This window comes from Flavobacterium sp. 245, assembly GCF_004362055.1.
Classification (GTDB): domain Bacteria; phylum Bacteroidota; class Bacteroidia; order Flavobacteriales; family Flavobacteriaceae; genus Flavobacterium.
On record NZ_SNXB01000013.1, the window covers coordinates 104,088 to 124,528 of the forward strand.

Here is a 20,441-nt window from a genome sequence, read left to right on the forward strand (position 1 = left end):
TTTTTTATTAAAAAAAGACGATTTAATATTTATAAGAATCTGATTATTACTTATTTCCTTTTTCGAAATCAGCTACAAACTGAGCTAATCCTATATCAGTTAAAGGATGTTTCAATAAACCAGTAATTGCAGATAATGGTCCAGTCATAACATCGGCACCGATTTTTGCACAGTTTACAATATGCATTGTGTGACGCACAGAAGCTGCCAAGATTTGAGTCTCGTAACCATAGTTATCATAAATCTCTCTAATTTCCTGAATTAAATTCAAACCATCAGTCGAGATATCATCTAAACGTCCAACAAACGGAGAAACATAAGTTGCTCCTGCTTTTGCAGCCAATAAAGCCTGTCCTGCAGAAAAAACAAGCGTTACATTTGTTTTAATTCCTTTATCCGAAAAATATTTTGCAGCCATAACACCTTCTTTGGTCATCGGCAATTTTACTACGATTTGATCGTGCAATTCAGCTAATTCTTCACCTTCTTTGATCATTCCATCAAAATCCAATGCATTAACTTCAGCACTTACATCACCTTCCACAAGATTACAAATGTCAACATAATGCTTTAAAATGTTGTTCTTACCAGTAATCCCTTCTTTAGCCATCAACGATGGATTTGTTGTTACACCATCCAAAACACCTAAAGCTTGTGCTTCTTTAATTTGAGCTAAATTAGCTGTATCAATAAAAAATTTCATAATTTATATATTTATAATTGTGTTGAACATTATCAGGGCGTGACCTTATTTACAAAAGGCGCACTCAGCAAGCAGCTTATACGCGCCTTCTGCAAATAAGGTCGGGCTATACGCACTACTTCGGTAGTTAGCTTCTATCCCTCACGCAAACTCAGCTGCAAAATTACAACTTAGAATCTAAACTTAGCACCAATAGCCAAATCAATTCGCCATAAATTTTCTAATTCTTCTTTATCAAGCTTCTCAGTATATGTCGTACCATCTGCATACGTATACTTTAATTTCTTCAATGTTCCACCAACGAAACTAACCTGCGGTCCTAATAAAAAATGAGGCGTTATTCTAAAATGATATCCCATTCCGGCAATCATACCCAAATTAGACCCTGTTATTTTTACCGGATAACCAGCAACGCCAGCATTATTTTTATAAGCCAAATATCCTATCGCTAACTCCAAATTGGCCTCACCAACTCTCGCACGCTGATCTTCAGTCATTATAAAAGAAGGTCCAATAAACGAAATTGTGATATCATCACTAAAATCTCCTTGAACATTTGATCCATCTCCAATAGTAACTATCTGGTCATAAATTGTCCCTGAAGATTTATAAACGTTATATTTCAAACCAAATCCTCTTTTGCCTTCTTTAAGATAATAAGCACTTACATCATAACTCAATCCCGATTTTAATTTTCTATAATACTCTTTTTGCTCCGAATTTAATCCGTCTGGCGACGAAGCAACTCTAAAACTTTGTCCAACATTAGCTGTTATTAAAAATTTAGAAGTTTTAAACCCATAACCCGGACCATAAACAACCTCATTAGCTGTAACAACTTTCGAACTCGAAATTGGCTGAACAGTATCTTTCGTAATTTTAGGCTGATTATAATCAGCAGTATTTTCAATACGCAGCAAATCAGCATTAATTCGATGGCAAGTACTACCAAATGTACTAGGATACAAATGTTCTGTAATCAATAACGCATTAGCACCATTTTTACGAGCTTCGCTTTTTGCCTTTTCAAGCACTGTATTTAAATCACAATTTGTAGTAAAACCAGTGTCTCCAATTTTTGTAGTTCCAATTTTGCTATAAGTTGAAGGAAGCTCCGATTTAGCATTAAAAACGACAACTTTATCAGTTTCATTTAATTTTTCATGTTTTTCAGCAACAGAAGTTCTGATTTTTGGAGAGCAAGAACAAAAAGCAATCGTAACAAGCAGTAAAAGGTATTTCATTTTGGGGTTAAATAATTTTATAATTTATAGTGGTTCATTAACATTTTCTCGTACACTTTATCCGGAAGTGCACGTTTCAAAACAATCGAAAACTTCTGCATAAAAACACCTACTTTATAATGCACTTTAGGCTTGTCTTTTTGAATGATTTTGTAAATAGCTTCGGCCATTTCATTTGGGTTGCTTCCTGCATCAACATGCTCATTCATTGTTGCAAGCGTATCTCCGTACACTTTTTCATAAGCAGAACCTTTTATAACTGGCGCATGATAACGTCCTGATGCGATATTGGTTGCAAAATCTCCCGGAGCAACGTTTGTAATTTCAACTCCAAATTGCTTTACTTCCATTCTCAAAGCCTCAGTAATTAACTCCAAAGCTCCTTTTGAAGCCGAATAAACACTTCTATAAGGCAATCCCATATAAGCGGCAATCGAAGTAATATTTATAATCAAACCCGATTTTTGCTCACGCATTTGTGGCAAAACCGCTTTCATTACCTCAATTGGTCCAAAAAAATTGGTTTCAAAATTATTTTTGATTTCCTCCATCGGAATTTCTTCTAAAGGACCAGTAATTCCAACGCCAGCATTATTGATGACAATATCTAATCGTCCTGAGATTTCAATGATTTTTGAAACGGCAGTTTTAATAGAATCGGCATTTCGAACATCTAAAGCCACTAATGGAAAAATAGAATTCAGCACTTTTTCAGGATTCCTGCTGGTTCCATAAACTACAAAACCTTTTTTGTGTAAAAATTCTCCAATTGATTTTCCAATCCCTGAGGATCCTCCGGTAATTAAAACGACTTTACTCATTTGCTGGTTAGATGTTAAATATTATAAGTTAAATATGATGTATCATAAAATAGAAACTAATGCAGTAGTTAAAAACATTTTACCTCTAACATATAACTTCTCACTCTAGGAAAGTTCCAAAAATAAAAAAATCCTCCCGAAGGAAGACTACATTTAAATTAATTCTAAAAAAAAATCTGAATAAAAATTCAGATTAAAAAAAATGGCAAGCGACCTACATCGCACCGCTCAACCACGTACCCTTGCTATGTTCCCATCCTGGGGGAGTCTGCAGGAGCTGGTCGTGTAGGACTTGCCGGTGCAAATATACAATCTTTTTATATTTTTGCAAGAGCTTTGTTGCTATAAAAATATCGTCGTATATTGGCTTATTCAAATTTTAAACTATGAAAAAATATAACTTCCTAACTGTCATTTTATTAGGAATCACATTAATTGGATGTGGAGATAAAAATAAAGGTGAAAATTCTTTATTTAATATTGATGATACTGCTTTTCCAGCGCATTTTACGCAAAAAGAAGCCATTTCAATTGGAATTTTAAACCCAAAATCGAAAGAAATCGATAGCATTGCCTACTTTGTAAATGACAAAAAAGTGGGAAGCACAAAAGCTGCTGAAAAATTTAAATTTGAATTAAAAGATCAAAAACTAGGCTACCAATACTTAAAAGCTGTTGTTTATTTTGGTTCAGATTCATCAGATGCGACCAAAAGAATTGAATTAGTTTCTGATATTCAACCGAAATTATTAAAGTATAAAGTTGTAAATACTTACGCACACGATAAAAAATCTTTCACAGAAGGCTTCGAATTCTATAATGATACTTTATATGAAAGCACAGGACAAGAAGGTGCTTCATTCATAAAAAAATACGATTACAAAACTGGAAAAATTTTCAAGCAAATTGATCTTGACCAACAATATTTTGGAGAAGGAATCACCTTTATAAATGGTAAATTATTTCAGTTAACGTACAAAAATAAAAAAGGGTTTATCTATAATGCTAAAACATTAAAACTCGAAAAAACTTTTGATTACGAAAAAGATATTGAAGGCTGGGGAATGACAAATGACGGAAAATACATTTATCAAACCGATGGAACTGAAAAAATTTGGAAAGTTGATCCTTCAACTCAAAAAATGATTGATTATATCAACGTTTATTCAGGAGAATCTAAAATTAAAGCTGTTAATGAAATTGAATGGATAGATGGCAAAATCTATTCAAATGTATGGTTCAAAGACGCCATTGCAGTTGTAAATCCTACTTCTGGAGCAGTTGAAGGAATTTTAGATATGTCAGGCTTACGCAAGTTTATGACCGATATCACTAAAGATGATGTTCTAAACGGAATAGCTTACAATCCTAAAACAAAAACTATTTTTGTTACTGGTAAAAACTGGAGCAAAATGTTTGAAATTACAGTTTCAGAATAACAATAAAGCAATATTCAAATTTTTAAATTCCAAATTCCAATATCTTGACACAGATTTCACGGATTAGTTCGTGATAATTTGTGACTCGACCGTATGGGAACAGGCGAAGCAAATTTGTGTTTTATAACAATACCAATAATGACAACATTAATTACAAACATACAGGAACTGCTTCAAGTACGTGAAACTTCAATTTCTAAAGTTTCAGGAGCTGAAATGGCACAACTTCCTACAATAAAAAATGCCTTTTTATTCCTAAAAGATAATTTGATTGAAGATTTTGGAACAATGGAAAATCTTCCAGAAATCAAAGCAGATAAAATTATAGACGCGACCGGAAGAGTAGTTTTACCTTCTTGGTGTGACAGCCACACGCATATTGTATATGCAGGAAATCGCGAGCAGGAATTTGTCGACCGCATCAACGGATTATCTTATGAAGAAATTGCCAATCGCGGCGGCGGTATTTTAAACTCAGCTAAAAAACTAAACGAAACGTCTGAAGAAGAAATTTACAAGCAATCTAAAATTCGTTTAGAAGAAGTAATGCATTTAGGAACTGGCGCAGTCGAAATAAAATCAGGATACGGATTAACAGTTGAAGGCGAATTAAAAATGCTTCGTGTTATAAAAAAACTGGCCGAAAATTATCCGATTGCAATAAAAGCTACTTTTCTAGGCGCACATGCTTTCCCTACGCACTATAAAGAAAACAAAACAGGCTATATTGACGAAATCATCACGAAAATGCTTCCAGAAATTACCAAAAACAAACTAGCCGATTATGTTGATGTTTTCTGCGAAACTGGTTATTTTTCTCTTGAAGAAACAGAAAAAATTATGGAAGCCGGAATTCAATTTGGTTTAAAACCAAAAATTCATGTAAACCAATTTAATTCTATTGGAGGTATTCAGTCAGGAATCAAATTTAACGCTCTTTCTGTCGATCATCTTGAAATAATGAACCCAGAAGACATTGAAGCCTTAAAAGGCACAGAAACAATGCCTGTTGCATTGCCATCATGTTCTTATTTTTTAAGCATTCCGTACACGCCGGCTCGTGAAATGATAAAAGCGGGATTACCTCTAGCATTAGCCACAGATTTCAATCCGGGCTCTACTCCATCCGGAAATATGAACTTTGTCGTTGCTACAGCTTGCATCAAAATGAAAATGACGCCAGAAGAAGCAATAAACGCCGCAACAATCAATGGCGCATATGCAATGGGGCTTTCAGAAACTCATGGAAGTATTACAAAAGGCAAAAAGGCTAATTTAATTTTGACAAAACCAATTTCTTCTTATTACCAAATTCCGTATGCTTTTGGCAGTAATTTAATTGAAAGTGTTTTTCTTGACGGCAAAATTTTAGAATAAAAATTATCCATAAAAAAAGGTCTGTGAAAACTCACAGACCTTTAATATCAAAGTGGTATTATCCTTTGGCAAATATTATCTTAAGTTGAAGCTAGTTTTAGAAACTAATTCATCGTTATCAAATACATTGATAAAATAAGCACCTTTTTCAAAATCTTTACCAAGTAAATCTTCAGAAACCTGAACTGTTTTATTTTCGTATTTTACTGTAGTTTTAAAACTGTAAGTTAAAGAGTTATCACCAAAATTTTCAGTTTTCTTCTCGCCCAAAACATTGTTTTTGCTATCAATAACTTGAACATAATACGTTTTGTCACCAGATTTTGCGATTGAATTTTCAGCAATTGTAAAACTTACTTTCAATACATCAGCACGGCTTGCTTTATCAGTTTCAATTTGTTTACCAGAACCTTTTACTTTATAAGCAATAGTTTTAGTATTTAAAACAGATAATTTAGATCCTTTTTCAACAGTTTTAGCCAATTCTTCGTTTTGACCTACTAATACTTCGTTGTACTTTTTAGACTCTCCTAATACTACAATAGTACTATCTCTCTGATTTGTTAAAACACCATTTTGTTTTTTCAACTCATCATTTTCAGCAACTAAAGTTTTCATTTTGCCCTGCATCGCCTGAACTTGAGATCTGTATTTAGAGACATCTCCTTTTGATTTATTCAAATCATCCATAAGAGCTACTACTTTATCTCTCTCTTGAATCAATTCATCAGACATTGAAGTATTTTCAGCAATTGCAGCATCATAAGTTGCTTTCAATTCTTGTAAATCTTTCATAACAGATTCTTTTTCTGTCATTGTAGTGGTAAGCTCAGTTTTAACTACTTCTGTATCAGAAGACAATTTAAAAATATACACTAAACTACCAATCAGTAGGACTGCTAAAACAGCGATTACCGCTTTTAGACTTGAGTTGTTGTTCTTTGGGTTTTCCATATTTAATAATTTTCTTTATTAACAAATTTAAGAATTAATATATCGTAATAACGTAAGTTGTCACAATTATATTATTTTTGAGCAATATTTTTTTTATATGGAGAAATTAATTCCTTTTACTATTAATGATTTAGCTAAAGTTACCAACCACCGAAGTGGTGAAATTAAATTTGGCGAGAAGATGATTGTCATTCCAAAAGAAGCCGACAAAGTAAAATTCTTGACCGAAAGCGAGGCTAAATATGTACTTTTAGGAATTCCTGAAGATATTGGCGTGCGTGCAAATTACGGCCGTCCTGGCGCTGCATCGGCGTGGGAAAGTGCCATAAAAAGCATTGCCAATATTCAGCACAATCGTTTTTCAAAAGGCAGCCAAATAATTGTTTTAGGTCAAATAAATGTTTCGCAGGAAATGCGTGATGTTGAAAATCTAGATTTTAACGACATTGACGACCGCTCAAAATTGAGCCAGCTGGTTGAAAAAATAGACAAAGAAGTTTCACATATTATATTCACAATCATAAAAGCCGGAAAAACTCCAATTATCATTGGCGGAGGCCATAATAATGCATACGGAAATATTAAAGGTTCGGCTCTTGCCAAAGGAAAACCTATCAATGCAATCAACTTTGACGCGCATTCCGATTTCAGAATTCTTGAAGGCCGTCATAGCGGCAATGGATTTTCATACGCATATGAAGAGGGTTTCCTTAAAAAATATTTCATCTTCGGATTACACGAAAATTACACTTCAAAAAGCGTTTTGGATGTTATCAAAAAACTAGAAGATCGTGTACGTTATAATACATACGACAGTGTAAATATCCGAAAGGAAAAAGATTTTACCCGAGAAATGGCTTTGGCTCTAGAGTTTATTAAAAATGATTCTTTTGGAATTGAAATTGATTTAGATGCTATCCCAAACATTGCCAGCAGTGCCATGACAATAAGTGGATTTTCGGTAGAAGAACTGCGTCAGTTTGTGTCCTTTTTTGGTCAGAATAAAAATGCCGCTTATCTTCATATTTGCGAAGGCGCTCCAGATTTAGCCGATTCTCCAAATAATAATTTAATTGGAAAATTGATTGGCTATCTGATTACTGATTTCATAAAAGCAAATAACGAAAAAGAAAAATCTAACTGAAGCTCAACTGGCTTAAAACCACACATTTTTCAAATAATACAAGATTCAAATAAAGGATTGACCGATTAAACCTATCTTTGCACAGAATTTTTAGTGCTTAAAACTAAATTCTTAATACCTAAGATATGTTATTCGAAGATTTATCACTCTCAAAAAGTATACAAAAAGCCGTATTTGAAGAAGGCTATCTAAACCCTACTCCAATTCAGGAACAATCTATCCCGATCGTTTTGTCAGGACGAGATTTAATTGGGTGCGCACAAACAGGAACTGGAAAAACAGCAGCATTTGCTATCCCAATTATACATCAATTACACCGAATTGTAGGTTCATCAAAAAAAGCCAAACAAATTCGTGCGCTTATAGTTACGCCAACGCGCGAACTTGCAGTACAAATTGGAGAAAGTTTTGACACTTATGCCAAATATACCAACTTAACACAATTAACCATTTTTGGAGGCGTTTCGCAAAATCCTCAAGTTGAAACCTTAAAAAAAGGAGTTGATATTTTGGTGGCAACTCCAGGAAGATTGTTGGATTTGCACAAACAAGGATTTCTAGATCTTGACCATCTGCATACTTTGGTTTTAGACGAAGCCGATCAAATGTTGGATATGGGTTTTATTAACGATGTAAAAAAGATCGTAAAATTAACGCCAAAAAATCGCCAAACCTTACTATTTTCTGCAACAATGCCGATTGCTATTCGCGAATTAGCCGAAATGTTTTTAAAAGATCCTGAAAAAGTAGAAGTTTCTCCAGTATCCTCAACGGCCGAAAATGTAGAACAGCGTATTTATTTTGTTGATAAAACAGAAAAAAGAAATTTGCTTTATCATTTAATTAAAGAAGAAAATTTATCAAACGTACTTGTTTTTTCAAGAACAAAACATGGTGCTGACAATGTTGTAAAAGCTCTTCGCAAAAAAGATATTCCTGCTGAGGCTATTCACGGGGACAAATCGCAAAATGCAAGACAGCGCGTTTTAGATGCTTTTAAAAATAAAGAAGTTGGTGTTCTTGTTGCTACAGATATCGCTGCAAGAGGAATTGACATTGAACAATTGCCTTATGTAATTAATTTTGATTTGCCGAATATTCCTGAAACCTATGTGCACCGAATTGGTCGTACGGGCCGTGCAGGAAATGGCGGAATTGCAATTTCATTTTGTGGCAAAGATGAAGAGCCTTACTGGAAAGACATCAAGAAACTTATCAAAGTTGATGTCAAAATAATTACAGAACATCCGTATCAATGGCATTCTGGAAGTCCCGAAGCTGGCGAGAAACCAAAAAATTCGAACCGAAGCGGAGGAGGGCACAAATCAAGAAAATCAAATGCTTCTAAGCAAAATAAAAAACGCTGGTATTAACCAGCGTTTTTAGCTTCTTCTATTAAGTAACTAATAATTTTAAACAGCTTAACAGGTTCAAACGGTTTAATAATAATATCATTTATTCCAGATGAAATTGCCTCATCTGTTATTTCGTCTTTATCAAAAGCAGTTAAAGCAACAATTGGCGTTTTGATATTCTGTAATCGAATTCTTTTACTGGTTTCAAATCCGTTCATTAATGGCATATTAATGTCCATTAAAATAAGATCAAAAGTCTCTTTTTCTAAAATCTCCAACGCGCCAAAACCATCATCAACCACTTTACAGATATAATTATTTTTCTCAATAATTTTCTTCGTAACCAGCTGATTGATAAGATTATCTTCTACAATTAAAATTTTATGAACTTCATTTGAGGTCAAATCAACCTCAATTTCAGCTATTATTTTTTTTGTTTTCTCTGGATCATGTTCAAACGGAATAACAAACGAAAAAGAAGTTCCTTGACCCAAATCGCTTTCTAGTGTAATTGTACTGCCAAATAAGCCTAATAATCGTTTAACAATACTCAAACCTAAACCAGTTCCTTGATAATCCTCATCTTTCCTCCCAACCTGAACAAATTTTTCAAAAATCTTATTTTGATCAACGGTTGCAATTCCGATACCATTATCTTTTATAAGAAAACTTAAGAAATGATTTTTTCCTTCTGTCTTCAAAAGATCAACCTTCACTTCAACTTCTCCATTCTTTGTAAATTTCAAAGCATTGCTGACTAAGTTCATCAAAATTTGAGCTAGTCTGAGTTTATCGCCAATTAAATATTCAGGAATATCTGGATCGATATCAATATTGATCTTGTTATTATTTTTTTGAGATAAAAAAGAAAGCGAATTTTTGATCATCATAATTTCATCAGAAATATTGAATGTCAGATTTTCTAATACTACTTTATTTTCTTCAATTTTATTAATCTGCAAAATATCATTTACAAGCGACAATAAATATCTAGCCGAAAATTTCAGCGAACTTAAATGCTGGCTTCTTGATAATTCCTTATGTTCTTCTAAAAGCATATTTGTAATACCAACCACTCCATAAAGCGGTGTACGTAATTCATGGCTTATCGTTGAAATAAACTGTGTTTTTAACAAGGAAGCTTCTTCAGCTATTTCTTTGGCTTTTAAAAGCTCTAAATTGTGTTTCTTTTTGAATCTGATATTTTTAACTAAAGTAATAATCAAAATCAGCAGAATAAGAGAAACCAGCACAAACAGAATTACAATAATTCGGGATTTTTTAAGACTTTGATATTGGGAGATTTTTTCATTCTCAATTTTATCAATCTGCCTTTTATACTCGTCCAATTCAAGATTAAAACCTGCAATAGAAGCTTTTTTCAGTTTTTCCTGACTATATAGTTCTTCTGTAATTTGATTATATAAAGTAAGGTTTTCATATGCTTCCTTATATTTTTTGATTTTCATCAAAAACTTAGAATATTCCAAATGTGCATATGACAAATCTGACCTTTCCTCACTGTTTTTTCCAGCCGCAATGGCACTCAAAAAATAAGCATTTGCAGTATCATTTTCATTTTTGAAAGACGAATACATTCCGTTGAGCATATTGACGACAATCTCAGTTGATGCATCACCATATTTTTCAATATTATTGCCAACAAATTTTAAATAAGGATACCCTTCTTTAAACTTTCCAACATCAAAATAAGCCCAAGCAATATTTACATTCGTAAAATAAACCTGATCGATAGCATTAATTTTTAAACTATATGCTATTGATTTTTTATAATATGAAATTCCTTTATCGAACTGCTTTTTTTCGAAACAATAAATATTTCCTAAGTTGTTATGAAGGCTATATTTTAATGAATCATTATTTGTTTTATTAGCATAAAACAAACTTTTATTGTAGAAAAAAACGGCTTTATCAAATTCTGACAATTCACTGTAGTTGCCTGCAATTATTTTATAAGCTTTTGATATTAAGTAGTTATTTTTTGAAGATGTGGCGTAATTTAAAGCAACGCGCGAAGTAATTAATGATTTTTCGAAATTTGATTCCTTAAAATCATCCCAAGCTTCTTTGACAAGCTTATTAATTTTAGCATCCGAGATGGGTTCAGACTGTGCCAATGCTGAACTGATACCACAATTCAGAAAAACGATCAGAAGAAGAAAAATCCGCATTCGGGGCATAAACGGCTAGTTTTACCAAATATACACTTAAAAATAAAAAAAAGCTGTATTTACACTAAAAATACAACTTTTCTTTAATTATTGTTTACACTTTTAAACCTATAGAGATCAATAAAATGTGCATATTATTTTTCAGAATTTACTGCTCTAAACCCGCTTCTGCTTCATTATTACTTTCCCATTGTCCTACAACAGAAGTAGCCAAAGCATTTCCTAGAACATTAGTCGCGCTTCTAAACATATCACAAAAATGATCAATAGGCAAAATTAGCGCGATTCCTTCCACCGGAATATCAAACATACCGCAAGTTGCTGCTACAACAACTAAACTCGCTCTTGGCACACCTGCAATTCCTTTACTGGTAAGCATTAAAACTAGAAGCATAACCATTTGCGTACCTACATCTAAATGGACTCCATAAAACTGGGCAATAAATATACTTGCAAATGTCATATACATCATGCTTCCGTCTAAATTAAACGAATAGCCAAGTGGCAGCATAAAAGAAACAATTTTATCTTTTACACCAAAATCCTCTAATTCTTCAGTTAATTTTGGAAAAACAGCTTCACTACTTGTTGTTCCAAATGCAATTGCTAAAGGCCCAACAATTCGTCTTAATAACTCCGTCATTCTTCCTTTTAAGAAAATATATCCAACAGCAATTAAAACAACCCATAAAGTACTTATACCAACTAAAAATGATCCGAAAAACTTAAAATAAGTAATCACTAATTCTTCAGCATCTCTAATAGCAAATACTCCTGCAATGGCACCAAAAACCCCAATTGGAGCAAAGTTCATTACATAATTCACCATTTTTAAAACAATATGCGAAGCTTTATCTAAAGCATTAATCACAGGTTTTACAGTGCTTCCTAATGACGCTGCAGCTAATCCAAAAAAGATCGAAAATATAACAATCTGCAAGATTTCATTTGTTGCCATTGCTTCAAAAATACTTTTAGGAACAATGTGTTCAACAAAATTTTCAACAGAAAGTGTTTTAGTTTTTGCTGTCACTTCTGACGCAGCCGCCATGTCAACATGGTCTAACTTTAAACCTACTCCAGGCTCTAGAATATTGACGTAAAATAAACCAATTAATAACGATATAAATGACGCCGTAAAAAACCATCCAAGAGCTTTTCCTCCAATTCTTCCCACCGTCTTAATATCTCCAAGTTTGGCAATTCCAACAACTAAAGTTGTAAATACCAAAGGTGAAATAATCATTTGCACCAATCGAATAAAAACAGTTGCCAGCATTTTAATTTTACTGCTGAAAGATTGTGCTGTTTCAGCAGAAACAGTATTGTGCAATATAATTCCTAAAGTTGCCCCTAGAACCATTGCAATAATAATTTGCCCTGTTAATCCTGAAAGAAATGATTTTTTTTTAGTTTCTGTAACTTGCATTAATTTGTTTGTTTTAAGTTAAAATATTAAGACCCTCACTGTCTTAACTTTTATTAATATGTTTTGTTGATTAAATAAAAATCAGCCAAAACAATTGCAGCCATTGCCTCAACAATTGGTACTGCACGAGGCACCACACAAGGGTCATGACGACCTTTTCCTGTCATTGGTGTAATATTCCCTTTATTATCTAATGAATCCTGAGTCTGCATAATTGTTGCAACTGGTTTGAAAGCTACTTTAAAGTAAATATCCATTCCGTTGCTGATGCCACCCTGAATTCCTCCCGAAAGATTCGTTTTTGTAGTTCCATCGGCATTGTATAAATCGTTGTGCTCGCTTCCTTTCATTTCAGAACCAGCAAAACCGCTTCCGTATTCAAAACCTTTTACAGCATTGATAGAAAGCATTGCTTTTCCTAATTCAGCATGCAATTTATCAAAAACCGGTTCGCCAAGACCAACTGGTACATTTTGAATTACACACGAAACAACACCACCAACGGTATCACCCTGCTTGCGGATATCACGAATATATTCTTCCATAATCGCTGCCGATTTTTCATCTGGACAACGAACAGGATTGCTTTCTATTTTAGAAAAATCTAAATCTTGGTAAGGAGTATCTAAGTGAATTGGACCAACAGAAGAAACGTAAGCATTAATTTTAATTTCCGGAAGCATTTGTTTTGCAATAGCGCCCGCAACTACTCTGCTTGCAGTTTCACGTGCAGAGCTTCTTCCGCCTCCGCGGTAATCGCGAAAACCATACTTTTGATCATATACATAATCAGCATGACTTGGTCTATAATTATCTTTTATATGCGAGTAATCGTCTGATTTTTGATTGGTATTTGGAATAATAAAACCTATTGGAGTTCCGGTTGTTTTTCCTTCAAAAATTCCAGATAAAAATTGAACTGTATCTGGTTCTTTTCTTTGTGTTACAATTGCCGATTGTCCCGGTTTTCTTCGAGACATTTCAAGTTCGATTGCTTCAAAATCAAGCGCAATTCCTGATGGACAGCCATCAATAATCCCGCCTAAAGCCTCACCATGCGATTCGCCAAAAGTTGTAACTCTATATAATGTGCCGTAGCTATTTCCTGCCATGTTATTTGTTTTAGCAAATGTAAGTTTTATGAATTAAATTAAAAAATATAAAATTGTGATTATTAATTAAAGGTTAAGCTCTTTAAAAATCATAATTTATTAAAATTGACCCTAAATTGATAACCTTTTGATAAAATAAATCCAACGTTAGTTTCTTTTATTTGTTAAACTTCAAATCACGAAAAATTGAAAAAAAGAAATGTCGAACTGGTCATTATTTCAGATGTCCATTTAGGAACGTACGGAAGCCACGCCAAGGAATTAAACAACTATCTATCAAGCATTAAACCTAAAACATTAGTATTAAATGGCGATATTATTGATGCTTGGCAATTTCGAAAATCTTACTTTCCAAAAGCACATTTAAGAGTAATTCAGCGTATCATTGGAATGGCTTCGAAAGGAACAAAAGTGTATTATATTACAGGAAACCACGATGAAATTCTTAGAAAATTCAGTGATATGAACATGGGAAATTTTTCTTTAGTTGATAAATTAGTTCTTGAATTAGGTGATAAAAAAGCGTGGATTTTTCACGGTGACGTTTTTGACGCGTCGGTACAGCATTCAAAATGGATAGCAAAACTTGGCGGTTTAGGCTACGATTATTTAATTCTTTCTAACCGATTTGCAAATTGGTGTCTCGCAAAACTTGGCCGTGAACCTTATTCTTTTTCTAAAAAAATAAAAGCCAGCGTAAAAAAAGCCGTTAAATTTATTTCAGATTTTGAAACGACTGCTACCGATTTGGCAATAGAAAAAAAATACGATTATGTAATCTGTGGCCATATTCATGAACCAAAAATAATTACCAAAGAAAACCGTCACGGATCTACTTTATACTTAAACTCAGGCGACTGGGTCGAAAATTTAACCGCATTGGAATACCACAAAAAACGCTGGAAATTATATTCTTACGCTGAAAGCAACTTTGCAGAAGAAGAAAACTTATTTGAAATGGAAGACAATCTAACTTCGCAGTTATTGACTTCAATAATTACAAAAAAATAATTAATCAAAAACAAAACCCAGCAACAGCAAGCCTTCACAAAAACATTGATGATTTTTTTTTCTCAAAAATGTAAATTATATAACAATTTTCAAAAATTTTATACGTTCTCTACTTACTTGTAGTTTTACATTTGAAAAAATTAATTGAACCATTTTTTATGAAAAAAATCATTTTATCTGCCATTATGCTATTTGGATTAGCATTTACGGCTCATTCACAAGACATTGCAAAAAACGCGCTTGGTTTGCGTTTAGGAGACAATAACGGTTTTGGAGGAGAAGTATCTTATCAAAGAGGATTAAATCAAAAAAACAGACTTGAATTTGATTTAGGCTGGAGAAACAGCAGTGATGTTGACGCCATTAAAGCTGTAGCACTTTATCAATGGGTTTGGAATATAGACGGAGGCTTCAACTGGTACGCTGGTGTTGGTGGAGGAATCGCTGCATGGGATCATGATTATTACAACAACAATGTAAAATACAACGACAGCGGAACATACGTTTTTGCTGCTGGAGACATAGGAATTGAATACGGATTTAAAGAAGTGCCAATTCTTTTATCATTAGATGCAAGACCTGAAATTGGTTCAGGTTATTATGATGATGATAACTTTGGATTTGATGTTGGTTTAGGAATCAAATTCAAATTCTAAATTAAAATAAAAAATAATTGTAAAAGAAAACCTGTCGTTTTATTGCGACAGGTTTTTTTTTTACTTGAATTAAGCGAAGTCGAAGTCCTTAATGGGTAAAAGAGGCAACAAATTCGCCAAGCCTGACATTTAAAACACTAACACTTTCAACTAATTACCAATTACTAATAACTAATTACTAATTACTTAATAATAATCTCTTTTTTAGAATGCACTTTTACCACCGTATAAGGATATGAAACAACCTGCATAACCATTGCGTCAGGCGCTGGATTATTTTCTTTTACAGTAATAATGATATTTTTATCTGTTTCCTCCACTTTTTCAACTCCAATAGAATAGCCGCTGGTGTTTTTTTCACCCATATTCAAAATGATGTAATTAGAATTGCTGATATCAGCCTCTTTCATTTTATCAGCTAAAAGCGGGTCATTTTGAAGCATTTTGATTTCGTTAGGTTCTGTTAAAATTTCAAAAAATTTGATATTACCTCCTCCATTCGATTGTTCGGTCAAAACTTCATAAAGCGCTGTTGAACTCGAAGTTTTTTTTGCTCCACAAGAGATCAAAACAAAAACTGCTAAAACTGAAATTATCTTTTTCATGCATTTAAATTTTAAATTAATGTTTTAATCTTTATAATCATCAATAGCCTTTTGATACAAAGCTTCATACTTAGGAAGTATATTTTTAATATCAAATTTCTTTGCCACTTCCAGCGCATTCTTTTTGAATTCGTTTAAAGTTGCATCATCTTTCAAAATTTTAATCGCATTTGCAGCCATTTCTTCAACATTTCCAACATTGCTCAAATAACCTGAAACACCATCAAAATTAACTTCAGGCAAACCGCCCGAATTACTAGAAATCACCGGAACTCCAAGAGCCATTGCTTCTAACGCAGCTAAACCAAAACTTTCCGTTTCCGAAGGAAGTAGAAACAAATCGGTCATGCATAAAATCTTATCAATTTCGTTGCTGTTTCCAAAGAAAATTACTTTGTCGTAAATCCCTAATTCCATGCATAAAACTTCAGCTTTCTCTTTTTCAGGACCATCGCCAACCATCATTAGTTTAGCAGGCATTTCTTTCTGAATATTATAGAAAATCTTAATAATGTCCGGAATTCTCTTCACCTTTCTAAAGTTACTAATATGTGTCACGATACGCTCATTTTCCTTCGCCATAACATAACGATGACAAGGTGCATCAGGATCTTTTTTTACTTTATCCAATTCAATAAAATTCGGAATTACCCTAATTTTATTCTTGATTTTGAATAATTTCAACGTATCATCTTTCAAACTCTGGGAAACCGAAGTCACATAATCTGATTTATTAATACTAAAAGTTACCGCTGGTTTATAAAAAGGGTGATTTCCCACAAGCGTAATATCAGTTCCGTGAAGCGTCGTAATCATTGGCAGATTTATACCTTCGTTTTTCAGCATTTGTTTTGCCATATAACCCGCATAAGCGTGAGGAATAGCATAATGCACATGAAGAACCTCAATTTTATACAATTTCACCATATCAACCAATTTGCTTGACAAAGCCAGCTCATAAGGCTGATAATGAAAAAGAGGATATTCAGGAACGTTTACTTCGTGATAATGAACATTCGGATTCAAGAGCGCCAACCTCACGGGCTGACTATAAGTTATAAAATGTATTTCGTGTCCTCGTCTGGCTAATTCAAGACCTAACTCAGTGGCTACTACCCCACTACCGCCAAATGTCGGATAACAAACTATTGCTATTTTCATGTATTAAATTTAATACTACGAAAATACTCAAAAATAGCGTTTAATTATGCTTTTAAATTGTTAGATTTTCGATAAAATTAGATTAATTCTAATTAATATAGTTTTTTATTGAAGCAGAACATCTTCGATCAAAAGACCATCCCTCCCGCTGTCCGCTGTATCTTTTATGGTCTCGTTAAAGAAACGAGACCATAAAAGGATGCCGCTTCCATCGGGGCTAGATTAGACGTTTTTGTTTTCATAAGCCATGCTTAACGGCAACTTTGCCCAAGTTATATCGCGCTAAGTTTGTCACTCCTGACAAACTTTGGCGAAACCTGAAACCTAAAACTTTAAACATGAAACAATAAAAACAAAAAAAGGCACAAAATCTAAATTTCATGCCTTTCAAATATTTTATATATTTCTCTTAGAAAAATCTGCTGTGCCAGCTATCAGCAGCAGGAACTTCCCAAGATTCATTAAATTCTTCAATATTATTTACAAGATTATTAAAAACAATCGTATTCTCAGAAACCGATTTATCTTTAACCATCTTTTTAAAATCAATTAGAGGTTTGTGAGCAATATGTTCACCCAATTTAAAAGTAACATTCATTTTGTCAAGTAAATCAACATTGTACTTTTTTTCCAAACCTTGAATGAATTCCACAGAACTATCTATCGAACAGCCTGTTGCAGCCTGCACATCTTGATTTACAGCCAATATTATAAAACGATTGTATTTCAACAAAAACGAAGCCTCAAGACTTGTTCCGTGCGCTGCCCATTCTTCTACAAAAGCTTTTAAATCGGTTTCTATTTCAGAAAATTCTTCCTCAGAAAATTTTCTGTTCGATTGGTAAATCCAAATTCTAGATTCACCAGGTAAATTTTCAAAAGGTATATACATTTTTACTTTTTGTTTATTTTGTTTGTTTTGTTTCAGGTTTCCAGTTGAAAACTTAGAACCTTAGCATCTTAGTAACTCAGAACCTTAGATTAAAGATCTTGCGCATTAGCAATTAACTCCGCAATATCAAGCACTTTTACTTGACCTTCTTTTTCTTGATGTTTGATACCATCCGTCAACATTGTATTACAGAAAGGACATCCAGCCGCAATAATATCTGGTTTAGTTTCTAAAGCATCTTCTGTACGCAGTACATTTACTTCTTTATTTCCTGGCTCTGCATCTTTGAACATCTGTGCTCCACCAGCTCCACAGCATAAACCACTAGCTTTTGAGCGTTTCATTTCGACTAATTCAACATCTAGTTTCTGAATTAAATCTCTAGGCGCTTCGTAAACTTTATTAGCTCTTCCTAAATAACAAGGATCATGAAAAGTAATTTTCTTTCCTTTAAACTGACCACCTTCAACAGTCAATCTTCCGTCATCAATTAATGATTTTAAAAATTCCGTATGGTGAATAACTTCATAGTTTCCACCTAATTCAGGATATTCATTTTTTAAAGTATTAAAACAATGCGGACAAGCTGTCACAATCTTTTTTGCTTCGTATGCATTCAAAACCTCGATATTCATCATGGCCTGCATTTGAAACAGAAATTCATTTCCAGCGCGTTTTGCAGGATCTCCGGTACAACTCTCTTCAGTACCTAAAACCGCAAATGAAACATTCGTACGATTTAAAATACGCACAAATGCTTTTGTAATTTTTTTTGCTCTATCATCAAAACTTCCTGCGCAACCTACCCAAAATAAAACTTCTGGCTGTGTTCCTTGGGCTAGCATTTCAGCCATTGTTGGCACTACTAAACTTTCTGACATCTTCTTTTATTGTTAAATCGGTTAATCGTTTATTTGGTTAATCGCACTCGTTGCTATTACCTACTAAAAACCTTTATTTTTATTCAAATCGCTTAAACGGTTAAACAAATAACCAATTAAACTATCTTAATTTTCGTTTTTCCAATTCAAACGGTCTTGCTGGCTGTACTGCCAAGGCGCACCGTTGTTTTCAATATTAGTCATCATTGCATTCAGCGACATTGGTGCCGCACTTTGCTCCATCACTAAGTAACGACGCATATCCATAATAATAGAAAGCGGACTAATATTTACCGGACATTCTTCTACACATGCGTTGCATGATGTACAAGCCCATAATTCCTCAGGTGTAATATAATCATTTAATAGTGTTTTATTATCTGGAACAAAAACACCTTTATTCGCATCAATATTTTTTCCAACTTCAGTTAAACGATCTCTCGTATCCATCATAATTTTACGAGGAGATAATTTTTTTCCAGTTTGATTAGCCGGACATGAAGACGTACAACGTCCGCATTCTGTACATGTATAGGCATTTAAAAGTTGTACCCAATTTAAATCCTGCACATCGCTTGCTCCAAATTTAGCCGGAGCTGCATTTTCGTCAACCGGAGCTGCCGCAAAAGGATCAGCATTTGGATCCATCATCAATTTCACTTCTTTTGTAACCGAAGCTAAATTATCAAACTGACCTTCTGGTTTCAAGTTTGCAAAATAGGTATTTGGGAAAGCCAAAAGAATATGCAAATGCTTTGAAAAATATAAATAGTTCATAAAAACTAAAATACCTACAATATGCATCCACCAGAATACTTCGAATAAAAGCCCAACTAACTCGTTTGAAGTGCCATTAAAAATTGGCGCAATAAATTGACTTATTGGATAACTTCCTGCTTTGTGAAAATGTGAATAACCGCCTGGAACATTTTGCAAATGCAAATCAGAGGCATTCATTAATAAAAACAAGATCATTAAAACAGTTTCGAAATACAAAATATAATTTGCATCGCTTTTAGGAAAACCAGTTAAATCAGAATGTATAAAACGCTTCAGTCTGATAAAGTTTCTTCTTATCCAGAAAACAGTAACAGCAAAAATTACAAGTATTGCTAATATTTCAAATGAAGCGATTAAAACATCATAAACAACGCCTAAATAAGGTGCAAAAATTCTATGTGTTCCAAAAAGTCCATCAATAATAATCTCGAGTAACTCGATATTAATAATTACAAAACCAACATATACAAAAATATGTAGTATACCTGCAACAGGGCGTCTCACCATTTTTGACTGCCCAAGAGCAATCAAAGCCATGTTTTTCCAGCGAGCTTTAGGATTATCTTTTCGATCTACATCAACTCCTAAATTAATGTTTCGCATGATTTTTTTTACGCTCGCTGCAAAAAAACCGAAACCAACTATAAGAAGTATGGCAAATAAAATATTATCTAAATAACTCATT

The 20,441-nt window shown here is 33.5% G+C and carries 18 protein-coding genes and 1 other RNA gene; 6 read left to right on the forward strand and 13 right to left on the reverse strand.

Annotated features, from left to right (window positions below):
• Window positions 1-46 precede the first annotated feature (46 nt).
• From fsa to ffs, 4 genes are all read right to left on the reverse strand, one after another.
• The gene (gene fsa, locus EV145_RS20110; RefSeq protein WP_133526982.1) at window positions 47-703 is read right to left on the reverse strand and encodes a fructose-6-phosphate aldolase; all 657 of its coding nucleotides are present in this window, start codon (window positions 701-703) and stop codon (window positions 47-49) included.
• A 170-nt stretch (window positions 704-873) separates the two neighbouring features.
• Window positions 874-1,947 (reverse strand): hypothetical protein, encoded by a 1,074-nt coding sequence (locus tag EV145_RS20115; RefSeq protein ID WP_133526983.1) that lies wholly within the window; start codon window positions 1,945-1,947, stop codon window positions 874-876.
• A gap of 17 nt (window positions 1,948-1,964) precedes the next feature.
• On the reverse strand, window positions 1,965-2,768 hold the full coding sequence (locus EV145_RS20120; RefSeq protein ID WP_133526984.1) for an SDR family oxidoreductase: 804 nt from the start codon (window positions 2,766-2,768) through the stop codon (window positions 1,965-1,967).
• A 200-nt stretch (window positions 2,769-2,968) separates the two neighbouring features.
• An RNA gene (gene ffs, locus EV145_RS20125) (signal recognition particle sRNA small type) lies at window positions 2,969-3,066 on the reverse strand.
• 88 nt (window positions 3,067-3,154) lie between these two features.
• Here ffs and EV145_RS20130 point away from each other — a divergent pair.
• Together EV145_RS20130 and hutI are read left to right on the forward strand one after the other, a co-directional pair.
• Window positions 3,155-4,207 (forward strand): glutaminyl-peptide cyclotransferase, encoded by a 1,053-nt coding sequence (locus EV145_RS20130; protein ID WP_133526985.1) that lies wholly within the window; start codon window positions 3,155-3,157, stop codon window positions 4,205-4,207.
• A gap of 138 nt (window positions 4,208-4,345) precedes the next feature.
• Entirely contained in the window at window positions 4,346-5,584 is a 1,239-nt protein-coding gene (gene hutI / locus EV145_RS20135; protein ID WP_133526986.1) for an imidazolonepropionase, read from the forward strand.
• A 75-nt stretch (window positions 5,585-5,659) separates the two neighbouring features.
• Here the strand turns inward: hutI and EV145_RS20140 are convergent, their stop codons facing one another.
• Window positions 5,660-6,538 (reverse strand): hypothetical protein, encoded by an 879-nt coding sequence (locus EV145_RS20140; RefSeq protein WP_133526987.1) that lies wholly within the window; start codon window positions 6,536-6,538, stop codon window positions 5,660-5,662.
• Between the two features lie 97 nt (window positions 6,539-6,635).
• On the opposite strand from EV145_RS20140, the gene EV145_RS20145 reads away from it, so the two are divergent.
• The gene (locus tag EV145_RS20145) at window positions 6,636-7,682 is read left to right on the forward strand and encodes a formimidoylglutamase (RefSeq protein WP_133526988.1); all 1,047 of its coding nucleotides are present in this window, start codon (window positions 6,636-6,638) and stop codon (window positions 7,680-7,682) included.
• Between the two features lie 125 nt (window positions 7,683-7,807).
• Window positions 7,808-9,055: a DEAD/DEAH box helicase gene (locus tag EV145_RS20150; protein ID WP_133526989.1), complete on the forward strand. Its 1,248-nt coding sequence runs from the start codon at window positions 7,808-7,810 to the stop codon at window positions 9,053-9,055.
• Here the strand turns inward: EV145_RS20150 and EV145_RS20155 are convergent.
• From EV145_RS20155 to aroC, 3 genes are all read right to left on the reverse strand, one after another.
• On the reverse strand, window positions 9,052-11,238 hold the full coding sequence (locus EV145_RS20155) for a response regulator (protein ID WP_133526990.1): 2,187 nt from the start codon (window positions 11,236-11,238) through the stop codon (window positions 9,052-9,054). The genes EV145_RS20150 and EV145_RS20155 overlap by 4 nt on opposite strands.
• 139 nt (window positions 11,239-11,377) lie before the next feature.
• Window positions 11,378-12,658, reverse strand: coding sequence for a dicarboxylate/amino acid:cation symporter (locus tag EV145_RS20160; RefSeq protein WP_133526991.1), 1,281 nt, complete (start codon window positions 12,656-12,658; stop codon window positions 11,378-11,380).
• Between the two features lie 53 nt (window positions 12,659-12,711).
• Window positions 12,712-13,770 (reverse strand): chorismate synthase, encoded by a 1,059-nt coding sequence (aroC, locus tag EV145_RS20165; protein WP_133526992.1) that lies wholly within the window; start codon window positions 13,768-13,770, stop codon window positions 12,712-12,714.
• 186 nt (window positions 13,771-13,956) lie between these two features.
• Here aroC and EV145_RS20170 point away from each other — a divergent pair, with 186 nt between their 5' ends.
• Window positions 13,957-14,781: a UDP-2,3-diacylglucosamine diphosphatase gene (locus EV145_RS20170; RefSeq protein WP_133526993.1), complete on the forward strand. Its 825-nt coding sequence runs from the start codon at window positions 13,957-13,959 to the stop codon at window positions 14,779-14,781.
• Window positions 14,782-14,939: 158 nt separating this feature from the next.
• Window positions 14,940-15,437 (forward strand): hypothetical protein, encoded by a 498-nt coding sequence (locus EV145_RS20175; RefSeq protein ID WP_133526994.1) that lies wholly within the window; start codon window positions 14,940-14,942, stop codon window positions 15,435-15,437.
• Window positions 15,438-15,619: 182 nt separating this feature from the next.
• On the opposite strand, the gene EV145_RS20180 is transcribed toward EV145_RS20175, so the two are convergent.
• The 5 genes from EV145_RS20180 to EV145_RS20200 all read right to left on the reverse strand — a co-directional run bounded on the left by EV145_RS20180 (window position 15,620) and on the right by EV145_RS20200 (window position 20,440).
• Window positions 15,620-16,042 (reverse strand): protease complex subunit PrcB family protein, encoded by a 423-nt coding sequence (locus tag EV145_RS20180; RefSeq protein ID WP_133526995.1) that lies wholly within the window; start codon window positions 16,040-16,042, stop codon window positions 15,620-15,622.
• A gap of 24 nt (window positions 16,043-16,066) precedes the next feature.
• On the reverse strand, window positions 16,067-17,203 hold the full coding sequence (bshA, locus tag EV145_RS20185; protein WP_133526996.1) for an N-acetyl-alpha-D-glucosaminyl L-malate synthase BshA: 1,137 nt from the start codon (window positions 17,201-17,203) through the stop codon (window positions 16,067-16,069).
• 409 nt (window positions 17,204-17,612) lie between these two features.
• A complete protein-coding gene (locus EV145_RS20190; RefSeq protein ID WP_133526997.1) occupies window positions 17,613-18,095 on the reverse strand; it encodes an ABC transporter ATPase in 483 nt (160 codons plus the stop codon).
• Between the two features lie 89 nt (window positions 18,096-18,184).
• Window positions 18,185-18,976, reverse strand: coding sequence for a (Fe-S)-binding protein (locus EV145_RS20195; protein ID WP_133526998.1), 792 nt, complete (start codon window positions 18,974-18,976; stop codon window positions 18,185-18,187).
• Between the two features lie 126 nt (window positions 18,977-19,102).
• A complete protein-coding gene (locus tag EV145_RS20200; RefSeq protein WP_133526999.1) occupies window positions 19,103-20,440 on the reverse strand; it encodes a (Fe-S)-binding protein in 1,338 nt (445 codons plus the stop codon).
• Window position 20,441: the final 1 nt, after the last annotated feature.

Coding starts and splice junctions, on each gene's coding strand:
- EV145_RS20200 (WP_133526999.1), bottom strand. CDS start 20,440: ATGAGTTATTTAGATAATATTTTATTTGCCATACTTCTTATAGTTGGT.
- EV145_RS20195 (WP_133526998.1), bottom strand. CDS start 18,976: ATGTCAGAAAGTTTAGTAGTGCCAACAATGGCTGAAATGCTAGCCCAA.
- fsa (WP_133526982.1), bottom strand. CDS start 703: ATGAAATTTTTTATTGATACAGCTAATTTAGCTCAAATTAAAGAAGCA.
- EV145_RS20160 (WP_133526991.1), bottom strand. CDS start 12,658: ATGCAAGTTACAGAAACTAAAAAAAAATCATTTCTTTCAGGATTAACA.
- EV145_RS20155 (WP_133526990.1), bottom strand. CDS start 11,238: ATGCCCCGAATGCGGATTTTTCTTCTTCTGATCGTTTTTCTGAATTGT.
- aroC (WP_133526992.1), bottom strand. CDS start 13,770: ATGGCAGGAAATAGCTACGGCACATTATATAGAGTTACAACTTTTGGC.
- EV145_RS20140 (WP_133526987.1), bottom strand. CDS start 6,538: ATGGAAAACCCAAAGAACAACAACTCAAGTCTAAAAGCGGTAATCGCT.
- bshA (WP_133526996.1), bottom strand. CDS start 17,203: ATGAAAATAGCAATAGTTTGTTATCCGACATTTGGCGGTAGTGGGGTA.
- EV145_RS20115 (WP_133526983.1), bottom strand. CDS start 1,947: ATGAAATACCTTTTACTGCTTGTTACGATTGCTTTTTGTTCTTGCTCT.
- EV145_RS20150 (WP_133526989.1), top strand. CDS start 7,808: ATGTTATTCGAAGATTTATCACTCTCAAAAAGTATACAAAAAGCCGTA.
- EV145_RS20190 (WP_133526997.1), bottom strand. CDS start 18,095: ATGTATATACCTTTTGAAAATTTACCTGGTGAATCTAGAATTTGGATT.
- EV145_RS20175 (WP_133526994.1), top strand. CDS start 14,940: ATGAAAAAAATCATTTTATCTGCCATTATGCTATTTGGATTAGCATTT.
- EV145_RS20130 (WP_133526985.1), top strand. CDS start 3,155: ATGAAAAAATATAACTTCCTAACTGTCATTTTATTAGGAATCACATTA.
- EV145_RS20180 (WP_133526995.1), bottom strand. CDS start 16,042: ATGAAAAAGATAATTTCAGTTTTAGCAGTTTTTGTTTTGATCTCTTGT.
- hutI (WP_133526986.1), top strand. CDS start 4,346: ATGACAACATTAATTACAAACATACAGGAACTGCTTCAAGTACGTGAA.
- EV145_RS20145 (WP_133526988.1), top strand. CDS start 6,636: ATGGAGAAATTAATTCCTTTTACTATTAATGATTTAGCTAAAGTTACC.
- EV145_RS20120 (WP_133526984.1), bottom strand. CDS start 2,768: ATGAGTAAAGTCGTTTTAATTACCGGAGGATCCTCAGGGATTGGAAAA.